At 71.4% G+C, this 12282-nt stretch carries 10 protein-coding genes; 6 read left to right on the top strand and 4 right to left on the bottom strand.

Features of this window, described 5'->3' with window-relative positions:
- Positions 1-73: 73 nt before the first annotated feature.
- Together ACFYX4_RS08015 and ACFYX4_RS08010 are read left to right on the top strand one after the other, a co-directional pair.
- Positions 74-1705, top strand: coding sequence for a succinic semialdehyde dehydrogenase (locus tag ACFYX4_RS08015; RefSeq protein WP_389327767.1), 1632 nt, complete (start codon positions 74-76; stop codon positions 1703-1705).
- A gap of 29 nt (positions 1706-1734) precedes the next feature.
- Positions 1735-3513: a GMC family oxidoreductase N-terminal domain-containing protein gene (locus tag ACFYX4_RS08010; RefSeq protein WP_389327765.1), complete on the top strand. Its 1779-nt coding sequence runs from the start codon at positions 1735-1737 to the stop codon at positions 3511-3513.
- 117 nt (positions 3514-3630) lie between these two features.
- Here ACFYX4_RS08010 and ACFYX4_RS08005 read toward each other — a convergent pair whose 3' ends face one another.
- Positions 3631-4665, bottom strand: a complete 1035-nt coding sequence (locus ACFYX4_RS08005) for an LAETG motif-containing sortase-dependent surface protein (RefSeq protein WP_389327762.1) — start codon at positions 4663-4665, stop codon at positions 3631-3633.
- 751 nt (positions 4666-5416) lie between these two features.
- Positions 5417-5707 carry a chorismate mutase gene (locus ACFYX4_RS08000; RefSeq protein WP_389327759.1) on the bottom strand — a complete coding sequence of 97 codons (291 nt, stop codon included), beginning with the start codon at positions 5705-5707 and terminating at the stop codon, positions 5417-5419.
- Positions 5708-6056: 349 nt separating this feature from the next.
- Between ACFYX4_RS08000 and guaA the strand changes: the two genes are divergently transcribed.
- On the top strand, positions 6057-7637 hold the full coding sequence (guaA, locus tag ACFYX4_RS07995; RefSeq protein ID WP_389327755.1) for a glutamine-hydrolyzing GMP synthase: 1581 nt from the start codon (positions 6057-6059) through the stop codon (positions 7635-7637).
- A 36-nt stretch (positions 7638-7673) separates the two neighbouring features.
- On the opposite strand, the gene ACFYX4_RS07990 is transcribed toward guaA, so the two are convergent.
- Positions 7674-8186, bottom strand: coding sequence for a pyridoxamine 5'-phosphate oxidase family protein (locus ACFYX4_RS07990; protein WP_389327751.1), 513 nt, complete (start codon positions 8184-8186; stop codon positions 7674-7676).
- Positions 8187-8347: 161 nt separating this feature from the next.
- Here ACFYX4_RS07990 and ACFYX4_RS07985 point away from each other — a divergent pair, with 161 nt between their 5' ends.
- Positions 8348-9142 (top strand): class II aldolase/adducin family protein, encoded by a 795-nt coding sequence (locus ACFYX4_RS07985; RefSeq protein WP_389327748.1) that lies wholly within the window; start codon positions 8348-8350, stop codon positions 9140-9142.
- Positions 9143-9204: 62 nt separating this feature from the next.
- Here ACFYX4_RS07985 and ACFYX4_RS07980 read toward each other — a convergent pair whose 3' ends face one another.
- Positions 9205-10104 (bottom strand): DUF4429 domain-containing protein, encoded by a 900-nt coding sequence (locus ACFYX4_RS07980; protein ID WP_389327745.1) that lies wholly within the window; start codon positions 10102-10104, stop codon positions 9205-9207.
- A 189-nt stretch (positions 10105-10293) separates the two neighbouring features.
- Between ACFYX4_RS07980 and ACFYX4_RS07975 the strand changes: the two genes are divergently transcribed.
- Positions 10294-11571: a hypothetical protein gene (locus ACFYX4_RS07975; RefSeq protein WP_389327742.1), complete on the top strand. Its 1278-nt coding sequence runs from the start codon at positions 10294-10296 to the stop codon at positions 11569-11571.
- A gap of 179 nt (positions 11572-11750) precedes the next feature.
- Positions 11751-12278, top strand: coding sequence for a DoxX family protein (locus tag ACFYX4_RS07970; protein WP_389327739.1), 528 nt, complete (start codon positions 11751-11753; stop codon positions 12276-12278).
- Positions 12279-12282 lie beyond the last annotated feature (4 nt).

The following is a 12282-nucleotide window of genomic DNA, read 5'->3' as shown; positions in this document are numbered from 1 at the left end:
TCGTGTGCGCGCCCGGTGAATGACTATTACCGACGGGTACCAAAAGCCTCGCGCGCGTCATACTCTGCGCCTCATGACGGACTCGCAGGCCCCGGAAAAGACCGGCACCACGACCACGGCCGGTACCAACCCCCTCGCCCCCGCCCCCACGGGCGTCCGCACCGCCGCGGACGTGGTCACCCCCCAGCTCATCGCGCAGCTGACCAAGGACGTCGTGGGCTCCGGGCGCACGGCCAACCACACGCCGTTCACCGGCGAGAAGCTCGCCGACCTGCCGGAGTCCACCCCGCAGGACGTGGAGAAGGCGTTCGCGGCGGCCCGCGCCGCCCAGCGGGTCTGGGCGCAGGTCCCGGTGCGTGAGCGCGCCGCGGTCCTGCTCCGCTTCCACGACCTGGTGCTGGCCCGCCAGGGCGAGATCCTGGACCTGATCCAGCTGGAGACCGGCAAGGCGCGCCTCCACGCCCACGAGGAGGTGCAGTCGGTCGCCGTCGCCGCCCGCCACTACGGCCGCAAGGCCCCCGCCTACCTCAGGCCCAAGCGGCACGCGGGCGCCATGCCGACCCTGACGAAGGTCACCGAGCTGCGCCACCCGCGCGGCGTCGTCGGCCAGATCGCCCCCTGGAACTACCCGCTGGAACTGTCCGTCGGCGACGCCCTCCCCGCCTTCGCCGCGGGCAACGCCGTCGTGATGAAGCCGGACACCGAGACCTGCCTCACCGCCCTGTGGGCCCGTGACCTGCTCATCGAGGCCGGCCTGCCCGCCGAGGTGTTCCAGGTCGTGCTCGGCGAGGGACCGGTCGTCGGCCCCGAGGTCGTCAAGCACGCCGACTACGTCTCCTTCACCGGCTCCACCCGCACCGGCCGCGAGGTCGCGCAGGGCGCCGCCGCCCGGCTGATCGGCGTCTCCCTCGAACTCGGCGGCAAGAACGCCATGTTGGTCCTGGAGGACGCCGACATCGAGAAGGCCGCCGCGGGCGCGGTCCGCGCCTGCTTCTCCTCCGCGGGCCAACTGTGCATATCCATCGAGCGGTTGTACGTCCACGAGTCGATCGCCGAGGCCTTCGTGGACCGCTTCGCCGCCCGCACCAAGGGCATGCGCCTCGGCACCTCCCTGGCCTACGGCGCCGACATGGGCTCCCTGGTCGGCGAACGCCAGCTGGAGACCGTGCGCCGGCATGTCGACGAGGCCGTGGCCAAGGGCGCGAAGCTCGTCGCCGGCGGCGTCGCCCGCCCGGACGTCGGCCCGTACTTCTTCGAACCGACCATCCTGGACGGCGTCACCGAGCCCATGTCGGTCTGCACCGAGGAGACCTTCGGCCCGGTCGTCTCGATCTACCGCTTCCGCACCGACGACGAGGCCGTCGAGCTCGCCAACTCCACGCCGTACGGCCTGAATTCCTCCGTGTGGACGAAGGACGCCCGCCGTGGCCGCGAGGTCGCCGCCAGGATCCGCACCGGCACGGTCAACGTCAACGAGGGCTACGCGCCCGCCTACGGCAGCGTCCAGTCCCCCATGGGCGGCATGAAGGACTCCGGCCTCGGCCGCCGGCACGGCTCCGAGGGCATCCTCAAGTACACCGAGGCCCAGACGATCGCCCAGCAGCGGCTGCTGCCGCTGGCGCCCGCGCTCGGCATGGACGACGAGAAGTACGCGGAGTTCATGACCCGGAGCCTGCGGGTGATGAAGGCGTTCCGCTTCCGCTAGACAGCACCCGTTCTCAACGAGGAGAGCACGTGTCCCAGGACGCTTACGACTACGACGTCATCGTCGTCGGCTCCGGCTTCGGCGGCTCGGTGACCGCCCTGCGCCTGACGGAGAAGGGCTACCGGGTAGGCGTCCTGGAGGCCGGCCGCCGCTTCACCCGCGCCACGCTCCCGAAGAACTCCTGGGACCTGAAGAACTACCTGTGGGCGCCCAAGCTCGGCCTCTACGGCATCCAGCGCATCCATCTGCTGGGCAACGTCATGGTCCTGGCCGGCGCGGGCGTGGGCGGCGGCTCCCTCAACTACGCCAACACCCTCTACGTCCCGCCTAAGCCGTTCTTCGAGGACCCGCAGTGGCGGGACATCACCGACTGGCAGGACGAGCTCCAGCCGTACTACGACCAGGCCCGCCGTATGCTCGGCGTCCGCCTCAACCCGACGACGACCCCGTCCGACGTGCACCTGAAGGCGGCGGCCGAGCGGATGGGCGTCGGGGACAGCTTCCACATGGCGCCGGTCGGCGTGTTCTTCGGGGACGGGCAGGACGCCGACGGCTCGGCGCGCGCGAAGCCGGGGGAGGAGGTCCCGGACCCGTACTTCGGCGGCGTCGGGCCCGCCCGCAAGGCCTGCGCCGAGTGCGGCGAGTGCATGACCGGCTGCCGGCACGGCGCGAAGAACACCCTCAACGAGAACTACCTGTACCTCGCGGAGAAGGCGGGCGCGGTGGTGCACCCGCTGACGACGGTCGTCTCCGTCACCGACGACTCGCGCGGCGGCCACGCGGTCGCCACCCTGCCCACCGACGACCGCCGCAAGGCGAAGGGGCGCACCTTCACCGCCCGCAGGGTCGTCCTCGCCGCCGGCACCTACGGCACCCAGACCCTCCTGCACCGCATGAAGGCGACCGGCCGGCTTCCCCATCTCTCCGACCGGTTGGGCGAGTTGACCCGAACCAACTCCGAGGCGCTGGTGGGCGCCCAGACCGACGACCGCCGCTACCGCAGGGCGACGGGCCACAAGAAGGTCGACTTCACGCGCGGCGTCGCCATCACCTCCTCCATCCACCCGGACGAGAACACCCATATCGAGCCGGTCCGCTACGGCAAGGGCTCCAACTCGATGGGCGGCCTGTCCATCCTCCAAGTGCCGTACGCCGAGGGCTCGTCGAGGGTGGCCGGCTGGCTGGCGAACGCCGCCCGCCATCCGCTGCTCGTCCTGCGCTCCCTGTCCAACCGGCGCTGGTCGGAGCGGACCATCATCGGCCTGGTGATGCAGTCGCTGGACAACTCGCTGACGACGTACCTGAAGCAGGACGGCGTCGGCAAGGGACTGCTGACGGCACGTCAGGGACACGGAAGTCCCAACCCCAAGCAGATCAAGGCGGCTTCGGAGGCGGCCTCAGCGATCGCCGCCGACATCAACGGCTTCGCCGGCTCCAACGTGGGCGAACTGATGGGCACCCCGCTCACCGCCCACTTCCTGGGCGGCTGCCCCATCGGCTCCTCCCGCGAGAACGGCGTCATCGACCCCTACCACCGCCTCTACGGCCACCCCGGCATCTCCGTCGTCGACGGCGCCGCGGTCTCGGCGAACCTGGGCGTCAACCCGTCGCTGACGATCACCGCCCAGGCGGAGCGCGCGATGTCCTACTGGCCGAACAAGGGCGAGGAGGACCCGCGCCCGGCCCAGGGCGCGGCGTACGAACGCCTGAAGCCGGTCGAGCCGAAGACGCCGGCGGTCCCGGCGGACGCCTTCGCCGCGCTGCGGCTGCCGTTCCTGGGGATGCCGGCGGTACCGCCGAAGAAGTAGGACGCCGGGGCGGCGAGTCGGCTCACGGAGGTGGGCGCACATGAAAGAGGGACCTGCGCCCCCCTCCGAGTGCAGGTCCCTCTTCGTCCGTGGCCGACCCTCAGGGCCGGCTCAGGTTCACGCCACCGTCGTCTTGCGGCGACGCACCGCGAACACCACGCCGACACCGGCGACGACGGTCACACCGCCGACCAGGGCGATCATCGGCAGCGCGGAGTCGGAGCCGGTCTCGGCGAGGCTGCCGCTGATCGGCTTGGCGCCGCCCTGGGTCTTGGTGCCCTCCGTGCCGGTGGGCTTGTTCCCGTTGGGCTCGGCGTCGTCGACGTCGCCCGGCTTGCTGCCGGCGGCGAGGATCTCGACGTCGTAGAGGTCACCGTTGAAGTAGCAGGAGGAGTTCTCACCGGCGTAGAAGGCCGCGCTCAGTGCGAACGCCGAGCCGGCCGGCGCCGACGCCTTGATCTTGACCCGCAGGTCGAGGGAGGCGGAGCTGTCCTTCTCCAGCACGTCGAGCAGTCCCACGAAGGTGCCCGTGAGGTTGACCGTCTTGCCGTCCTCGTCCTCGTAGGACTCCTGGTAGGCGTCGGTCCACTTGCCGTCCTCCTTGACCTGGACGACGGCGAGGCCCTCGGTCAGGAAGACGTCCGTGTCGTCGCCGTACTCCAGCCCGGCCTCCATGTACACGTTCTTGAGGTCTTTGCTGGAGTTGTTCTCGACGACGTACTCGAAGTCGTGCCAGCCCGAACCGGCGACGATCTTGTTCGGCAGGCCCTTGATGTTCGCCGAGAGATTCTCGTCCAGGTCCAGCGACTCGCAGTCCTCCGCCGGGTCGAAGATGTCCTCGTCGGCCGGCGTGCTCGTCGAAGGCGTCGGCTTGCCGCCGGAGGAGTCCGAGGCGGAGGCGGACGGCGAACCGCTCGCGCTTCCGCTCGCCGACGCGGAGGCCGAGCCGGACGGGCTCGAGGTCGAGGACTCGGAGGCGCTGGGGCTCGTCGTGTCGGAAGCGGAGGCGGAGGCGGAGGCGGAGGAGCTCTCCGACGCCGACGCGCTCGGCGACGCGCCGTCCTCGGCGAAGGCGACGGGCGCGGACAGCAGGGCGAGCGGCGCGATGACGGCGGTCGCCGCCATGGTGACCATGGCGCGGCGGAGCTTCATGAAGACCTCGAAAGAGCAGGGATGAGCAGGCGTGATCCTTGGTTCTGTAGGTGTGACGGGTGAAAGCTGTGAACAGTTGTGCAGATCTCACGGGATCTTTATGTGCGGCGCGTCACATCGCTCCGGCGTCGCGATCGGCATGGCAATCGACATGGCGAAGGGCCCCGCGGGACGGATCCGCGGGGCCCTTCTTTCGTCAGCACCGGCGTCAGGGCAGCGCCGGTGCTTGGGAGCGGCGCCGGGGGGTTGCGCCGCTGGCTTGTCGTGCCGTCGGCCGCTCACGCGGGGGTGACCGCCGCGCCGTCGGGCCGAGTGTGCGCCGGGTCGCCGCCCCGGCGCACAAGGGATGTGCGACAGGTCTGGACCTTTGGCGGTAGAGCAGGACACCGCACCGTAAAGCGGGGCCCGGAAAGACAGTTGTGCTGTTCGGGGCTTTCTGTGCATCGTGCTGGATGAACGCGGCGCCCGCAACCGTTTGACCCAGCCTTTGTGCATTTTTGCAGTTTCCGCCGGTCGGCCCCGGGCGTCCCCGGGGCCGACCGTTCTCTTGGGTGACCGGGCTGCTGTCCCCTGCCGTCCGGTCACTTTCCTGGAGCGAGGTCCCACGACGCACGGCACGATCCGTACGTCTCATCGCTCCAGCGAGCCACGCGTGGTTCTTCCGGGCCCGCCCCTGGCTGGAACGGACACCGGGACCAACGAAGCCGTCCGGGGCCGGTCACGCGCCGTACGGGTGAGAGGGGCGCCGAACTCAGATGCGACCGCGGCACAGTTCGAGGAGCGTCATCGCGAGGGACGTGCCGGGCTTGCCGAGGGCCTCGCTGTAGTGGCCGAGGATCTCCATCTCGCGGGACAGGTTCACGCGCCGGCCGCCGGAGGCGATCCGGGCGTCCTGGATCACGGCCGAGACGGCCATCCGTTCCTGGATCAGACCGATGATCCGGTCGTCGAGCGCGTCGATGCGCTCACGGGCGCCGCCGATCACGTCGGCGGCCTCGGAGGTCCGGGCGCCGGTCACGTCGAGGGAGGTCGTGGTGGTCATGGAGGCTCCTGTGCTGGATCGGGAGCACCCCGGAACGGCAGGACCCGGAACCTACGACAGACGCCCCGGGCCTTGTCGGCCCGGGGCGCCTGGGAAGTCGCTCGGCGTTCAGCTCAAGCGGCACGACCATGGCAGCCGGCGGGCCGGGTGCCATAGGTAAAGAGGAAGGTCGTGTGCGCGAGCATGCGGCCAGTATGCCACGGCTCGTTCTCGGCCGACCGAGTCGGGCGGTGGGTGGGCGAAGGCCGGGGGGCCGGGGGCGGGAGCCCCCGGTGACGGGACCTTCCCTACGGTCACCCCGGTAGAATTGGCCAGCACAGAGACCCCGCCCCACCGCCGGAAGGCTCCCGTGTCATCAGCGACTCCCGCTGCCGCCGCCCCCGACACCGTCCTGGTCGTCGACTTCGGCGCGCAGTACGCCCAGCTCATCGCCCGTCGAGTCCGCGAGGCCCGGGTTTACAGCGAGATCGTGCCGAGCACCATGCCGGTGGCGGAGATGCTCGCCAAGAACCCGGCGGCGATCATCCTCTCCGGCGGCCCCTCGTCCGTGTACGAGGAGGGCGCCCCCCGCCTCGACCGCGCGCTCTTCGAGGCCGGCGTCCCCGTCTTCGGCATGTGCTACGGCTTCCAGCTGATGGCGCAGACCCTCGGCGGCACCGTCGACAACACCGGCGCCCGCGAGTACGGCCGTACGGAACTGCACGTCTCCCGCGTCTCCTCCACCCTCTTCGAGGGCACCCCCGCCGAGCAGGCCGTGTGGATGTCGCACGGCGACGCCTGCTCCGCCGCCCCCGAGGGCTTCTCCGTCACGGCGTCCACGGACGTCGTCCCGGTCGCCGCCTTCGAGAACGACGAGAAGAAGCTGTACGGCGTCCAGTACCACCCCGAGGTGATGCACTCCACGCACGGCCAGCAGGTCCTGGAGCACTTCCTCTACCGCGGCGCCGGCCTCGCCCCGTCCTGGACCACGGGCAACGTGATCGAGGAGCAGGTCGCGGCCATCCGCGAGCAGGTCGGCGACCGGCGCGCGATCTGCGGCCTGTCCGGCGGCGTCGACTCCGCCGTGGCCGCCGCCCTCGTCCAGAAGGCCATCGGCTCCCAGCTGACCTGCGTGTACGTCGACCACGGTCTGATGCGCAAGGGCGAGACCGAGCAGGTCGAGAAGGACTTCGTGGCCGCGACCGGCGTGCAGCTGAAGGTCGTGGACGCGGAGGAGCGGTTCCTGACCGCGCTGAAGGGCGTCTCCGACCCCGAGGAGAAGCGCAAGATCATCGGCCGCGAGTTCATCCGCGTGTTCGAGCAGGCGCAGGCCGAGATCATCGCGGACGAGGGCCCGGCCGTGGAGTTCCTGGTCCAGGGCACGCTGTACCCGGACGTGGTCGAGTCCGGCGGCGGCACCGGCACCGCGAACATCAAGTCCCACCACAACGTGGGCGGCCTGCCCGAGGACCTCGAGTTCAAGCTGATCGAGCCGCTGCGCAAGCTGTTCAAGGACGAGGTCCGCATGGTCGGCCAGGAGCTCGGCCTGCCGGAGGAGATCGTCCAGCGCCAGCCGTTCCCGGGCCCCGGCCTGGGCATCCGGATCGTCGGCGAGGTCACCAAGGAGCGCCTGGACCTCCTGCGCGACGCCGACGCCATCGCCCGCGAGGAGCTGACCGCCGCCGGCCTCGACCGCGAGATCTGGCAGTGCCCGGTCGTCCTGCTCGCGGACGTCCGCAGCGTCGGCGTCCAGGGCGACGGCCGCACCTACGGCCACCCGATCGTCCTGCGCCCGGTCTCCTCCGAGGACGCGATGACCGCCGACTGGTCCCGCATCCCGTACGACGTCCTGGCGAAGATCTCCACCCGGATCACCAACGAGGTCCGCGACGTCAACCGGGTCGTCGTCGACGTCACCTCGAAGCCGCCGGGCACCATCGAGTGGGAGTAGTTCCCGGAGCAGCTCTCGGAGAGCTCGCCACTGGTTTCAGGTCCGCTTGAGAGTCCGCACCGGCTCTCCGGGCTTCCAGACCTGGACGACCAGATACGTGTCGTCCTCGACGTAGGTCCGCACGACCTCCGTCACCTCGGTGCGGAAGAGGTGGAACGGCTCCGGCGGTTCCGCCTCTTCCACGTATCCGGCCTTCGCCGCCTCGTCGTCCCCGACCTCGACGGCCCGCCCGCTGATCCGGACGTCGCCCCCGCCCATCCCGGTCCCCTCCCCGGGATTGGCCTGGAGCGAGAACCGGGGATCACGCCGCAGATCGAGCGCCTTGAGCGAACCCGACATCATGCCGAGCCACAACTCCCCACCGGAGAACCGGACCTCCAGCCCACTGGTACGCGGCGAACCGTCCTTGCGCAACGTGGCCACCACATGATGGACGAACCCTCCGAACCGCCCCTCCACCACAGCGGCGAACTCGGGCTCGGCCCTCACGAACCCCGCCCAGCCCACCGCTTCGTCCGCACGCCCCGACGTCCCACGTTCCACAGTCATACGACGAGTCTGCCGCCGATACCCGACATCTCCTGTCGGGTATGCGCCGTGGTGCACTGTCGAGTCGCGGTGGCGCACGTCATGTTTGCATAACAAGCCTGTTTTCCTGCGCTGACCGACGGTAACTTCCGCCCCGTAAAGCAACCCTGTCTGGAGGACCGATGCACGGGCCCACCTCGCCTGCCCCGCTGCCCACCGACCGGTTGAGGTTCGCCATGCCGCCGATGCACGAGTCGGTCGAGGACGAGCGGCGGCACCGCAAGGAACGGCTGGCCGGGGCTGTGCGGATCTTCGGCCGGCTCGGCTTCGAGGACGGGGTATCGGGACACATCACCGCACGCGACCCCGAGTACAGCGACTGCTTCTGGGTGAATCCGTTCGGGATGCCGTTCAAGCACGTCACCGTGAGCGACCTGGTGCTGGCCAACGCCGACGGGCAGGTCGTCGAGGGCGGCTATCACGTCAACCAGGCCGCCTTCACCGTGCACGCCCAGGTGCACGCCGCGCGGCCCGACGTCGTCGCCGTCGCCCACTGCCACTCGGTGCACGGCCGCGCCCTCGCCGCCCTCGCTGAACTGCTGGACCCGATCACCCAGGAGAGCTGCGCCTTCTACGAGGACCATGCCCTCTACGACGCCTACACCGGCGTCGCCGTCGACGCCGAGGAGGGCCGGCGCATCGCGTCCGCGCTCGGCAGCCGCAAGGCGCTCGTGCTGCGCAACCACGGACTGCTGACGGTCGGCGACTCGGTGGACGCGGCTGCCTGGTGGTTCCTGTCGATGGAACGGTCCTGCCAGGTCCAGCTGACCGCCCGCGCCGCCGGGCGCCCCGTGCTGATCGACCACCGTGCCGCCGTCGCGACGCGGGAGCAGCTCGGCGGCGATCTCGTGGCGTGGATCAACTACCAGCCGCTGTGGCAGGACATCAGCCGGAGCGAGCCGGACCTGTTGTCCTGAGCGAGGGCGAAGCGAGGGTGATCCGTCGTCCCGCCTGAGAACCACAAGCCCCGCACGGCACTTCAGAAGCCCCGCAGGACCACCGCCTTCGTCCGGGCGAACTCCTCGTCCGTGAGCACCCCGTCCCGGTACAGCTGCCCCAACTCCCGCAGCCGGCGCAGCAGCACGTCGTGATGGTCCGTCCTCGGCGGGGGCACGGCGGCGGAGAGGTCTTCGGCGGGGCGGTCGTCGGGGGCGCCGGCTGTGGCGGGGCGGGTCGACGGGTGCGGCAGTCGTGCGGTGACCGCCGTCGCCACCAGCGCGGTCAGCAGGTCCCGGTGGACGCCGCCCCACAGGTCCAGTGCGTACGGGTCCTTCTCCGGCGGCAGCCTCGCGCACGCCGTGTCACCGGTCACGAAGCGCAGGAAGCCGTCCTGGCGTCCGGAGTTGGGCAGCCACTCCACCTGCACGAGCTCCCCGAGGCCGATGACGCGCGGGCCCGTCGCCCGCTTCACCCGGTCCGCCGTGTCGGCCCAGTCGATGCGCACCCGGCCGCCGTCGAAGGAGACCGTGCCGTCGGAGGAGCGGGCCGAGACCGGCACCGGCGGACCGGGCAGCAGGAACGCCCGGGTCGGCTCCTTGGGCACCGCGTCGAGCAGCAGCGCGTGCCGGATCTCCGCCGCGACGTACTCCGCGATCCCGGCGCGGTCGGCGTCCACCAGCAGCCGGTACGGGTCCGCCGCCTCCGGCAGCCGCCCGCCCGTCGCGTGCAGCAGCGGATCGGCGCCCTCCCGCAGCCGCAACCGCAGCCGGCCCCGCCTGCGTTCGGGCTCGTGGACGACACCGGCGACGGCCTCCAGGGGCACGGCGATCTCCCCGTACGTCTGCCGGAACAGCGGCACGCCGCGGTGGCGTCCCGGCGTGATGCGGACCGTCGTGCCGTCGAAGGCCCAGGCCCCGTCACGCTGGATGATCTCGGCCATAAGGGAATTCTCGCAGCCGGGTCAACGCGGCGGACCCCGCTTCACCCGCGCTGACCAGACCTGTCGAAACCGGACGCTGTGCCGTAGGGCACAATTCGCTCTCATCGCAGGGGAGTTGTTCGCAGGGCGGCGGCCGGAGAGTTCGAGGGCCGCCGGTCGTGAGGGTCGTGGGGAAGGCAGGCATCGGACATGGCGGTGCAGGAGGCGAGACAGGGCCCGGAGACGGGCGCGCACGACGGCGGCTGCACCTGCGGGGACTGCCCGCACGGGGCACGCGAGGGGCACCGGCGCGCGGTGGCCGCGTTCCTGTCGAAGCGCGACGAGTTCGCCGCCGGGCAGGGGCTGCCGGCCGCCGTCGCCCACTCGGTCTCGGCGTCCCGCCAGTGGGTCTCCGAGGAACTGACCCAGTCGGCGGAACTCGTCGCCGAACGCGGTCGCGCCGAGGGCGAGGCCTGGCTCGCCCGCCTCTGGCTGCGCACGGCGTGCACCGTGTGGGCGGCGGTCGTCACGCTGCTGCTGGCGCAGTCGCTCACCGCGATCGGCGCGGGCTGGAGCACGGCCCGCACCGCGGGACTGCTCGCCGCGCTCGTCGTCGCCGGCGCGCTCACCGCGGCCTCCTGGTTCCACCGGGCGCGCGGCGGAGCGCTGGCCCCCGTCATCGGCGAGGACAACCGGCTGTCCACCTCCCGCGCGATCGCCGCCGCCTGGGTCCTGCTCGTGGCGTACGCGGTGCTGGTCCTCGTCGGCCGGCTCGCCGCCGCCTCCGACTCCCGCGAGCGCGACGCGCTGATCGCCGGACTCGACCTCGCGCGCGGGGCCGGTGTGGTGACCGTCCTCGCCGTGGTCTGCGCGATCGCGGTGCTGGTGCGCCGGGTGGTCGGGCTGCGCGTCCTCGGTCAGCGGCTCCAGAAGGTCCGCGCCCACCGGCCCCGCGCGGCCGACCTGTTGACCGACGACTCCGGCCGCGGCGCCTTCGCCGACATCCAGTACGTCGTGATCAGCGCCGTCGCCGTGGTCTTCGCCGCGGTACGCCTCGCCCGCCGTCCCGACCAACTCCCCGACCTGCCCTGGGGGCTCGCCGTCGTGGTGCTGGTCTCGGCCGCGACCTACCTCGCCGGCAAGTACGCGGAGGGCGGCCGTCCCGTGATCCTCTCCGTCGTCCGCTCCCGCGAGGCCGGCGACCTGGACGCCCCGATCCGCACCGGTGACGACATCGAGATCCGCGGCGCGGGCTTCGTCCCGCCCGGCGCGCAGGCCGCCGACCGGCTCTCCCGCATGGTCGTGCGCATCGGCGCCGTCCACGTCCATGTGCCCCTCGTCCCCGTCGCGGGCGGCTTCAGCAATCCGACCGACGCGGTCCTGACCGTCCCGGTCCCGGCGGACGTCGAGCCGGGACGGGTCGACGTCCAGGTGGTCACCGCCGCGGGCGTGGAGACGAACCGGTACGCGATCGACGTGACCGACTGAGGCGCTCCGCGCGGCAGAGGACGCGGGCGGGAGCGCCGGAGAGAGCGCGAGCGGGCGAGCCCGACGGCGTCGCCGGGACGCGGAGAAATTCAACGGCCGCATTGCTGAGCGCACCTCCCATTTGGTACGTAAGGTCTGTCGAGGGGTCCACCACGGCGGGCGAGAGGCGGCTACGGGCGATGACTCACAGCATGCGGACGGACACGCACCCTCCCTCCCTCGACGGCGGCGGCGACTGGCGGGACACCGCCACTCGGTACGCCCTCCTCCCCCTGCGTGTCTTCCTCGGCGTCACCTTCATCTACGCCGGCCTCGACAAGCTGACCGACAGCGCCTTCGTCAAGGACAGCGGCGCCGGCTCGATCGGTGACACCATGCGCGCCGTCCGCGACTCCTCGGCCATCCCCGCCCTGGTCGACTTCGCCCTGAAGAGCCCGTCCGGCTTCGGCTACGCCATGGCCTTCGGTGAACTCGCCGTCGGCATCGGCACCCTGCTCGGCGTCCTCGCCCGACTGGCCGCCCTCGGCGGTGCCCTGATCTCCCTCAGCCTGTGGCTGACGGTGAGCTGGGCGTCCGACCCCTACTACTACGGCAACGACCTCCCCTATCTGATGGCCTGGCTGCCCCTCGTCCTCGCCGGCGCACCCGTCCTCTCCGTGGACGCGGCCTGGCGGACGAGGAAGCGACAGCGGGCGAGCGGCTACTGAGCCC

Source organism: Streptomyces sp. NPDC002328, from assembly GCF_042890065.1.
In the GTDB taxonomy this organism is placed as follows: Bacteria; Actinomycetota; Actinomycetes; order Streptomycetales; family Streptomycetaceae; genus Streptomyces.
The sequence above is the reverse complement of the archived record's forward strand: the minus strand, read 5'-3'. Positions and strand labels throughout refer to the sequence as shown.

Coding starts and splice junctions, on each gene's coding strand:
- ACFYX4_RS08005 (WP_389327762.1), bottom strand. CDS start 4,665: ATGAAGCTCCGCCGCGCCATGGTCACCATGGCGGCGACCGCCGTCATC.
- ACFYX4_RS07970 (WP_389327739.1), top strand. CDS start 11,751: ATGACTCACAGCATGCGGACGGACACGCACCCTCCCTCCCTCGACGGC.
- ACFYX4_RS07975 (WP_389327742.1), top strand. CDS start 10,294: ATGGCGGTGCAGGAGGCGAGACAGGGCCCGGAGACGGGCGCGCACGAC.
- ACFYX4_RS08015 (WP_389327767.1), top strand. CDS start 74: ATGACGGACTCGCAGGCCCCGGAAAAGACCGGCACCACGACCACGGCC.
- ACFYX4_RS07980 (WP_389327745.1), bottom strand. CDS start 10,104: ATGGCCGAGATCATCCAGCGTGACGGGGCCTGGGCCTTCGACGGCACG.
- ACFYX4_RS08000 (WP_389327759.1), bottom strand. CDS start 5,707: ATGACCACCACGACCTCCCTCGACGTGACCGGCGCCCGGACCTCCGAG.
- ACFYX4_RS07985 (WP_389327748.1), top strand. CDS start 8,348: ATGCACGGGCCCACCTCGCCTGCCCCGCTGCCCACCGACCGGTTGAGG.
- ACFYX4_RS07990 (WP_389327751.1), bottom strand. CDS start 8,186: ATGACTGTGGAACGTGGGACGTCGGGGCGTGCGGACGAAGCGGTGGGC.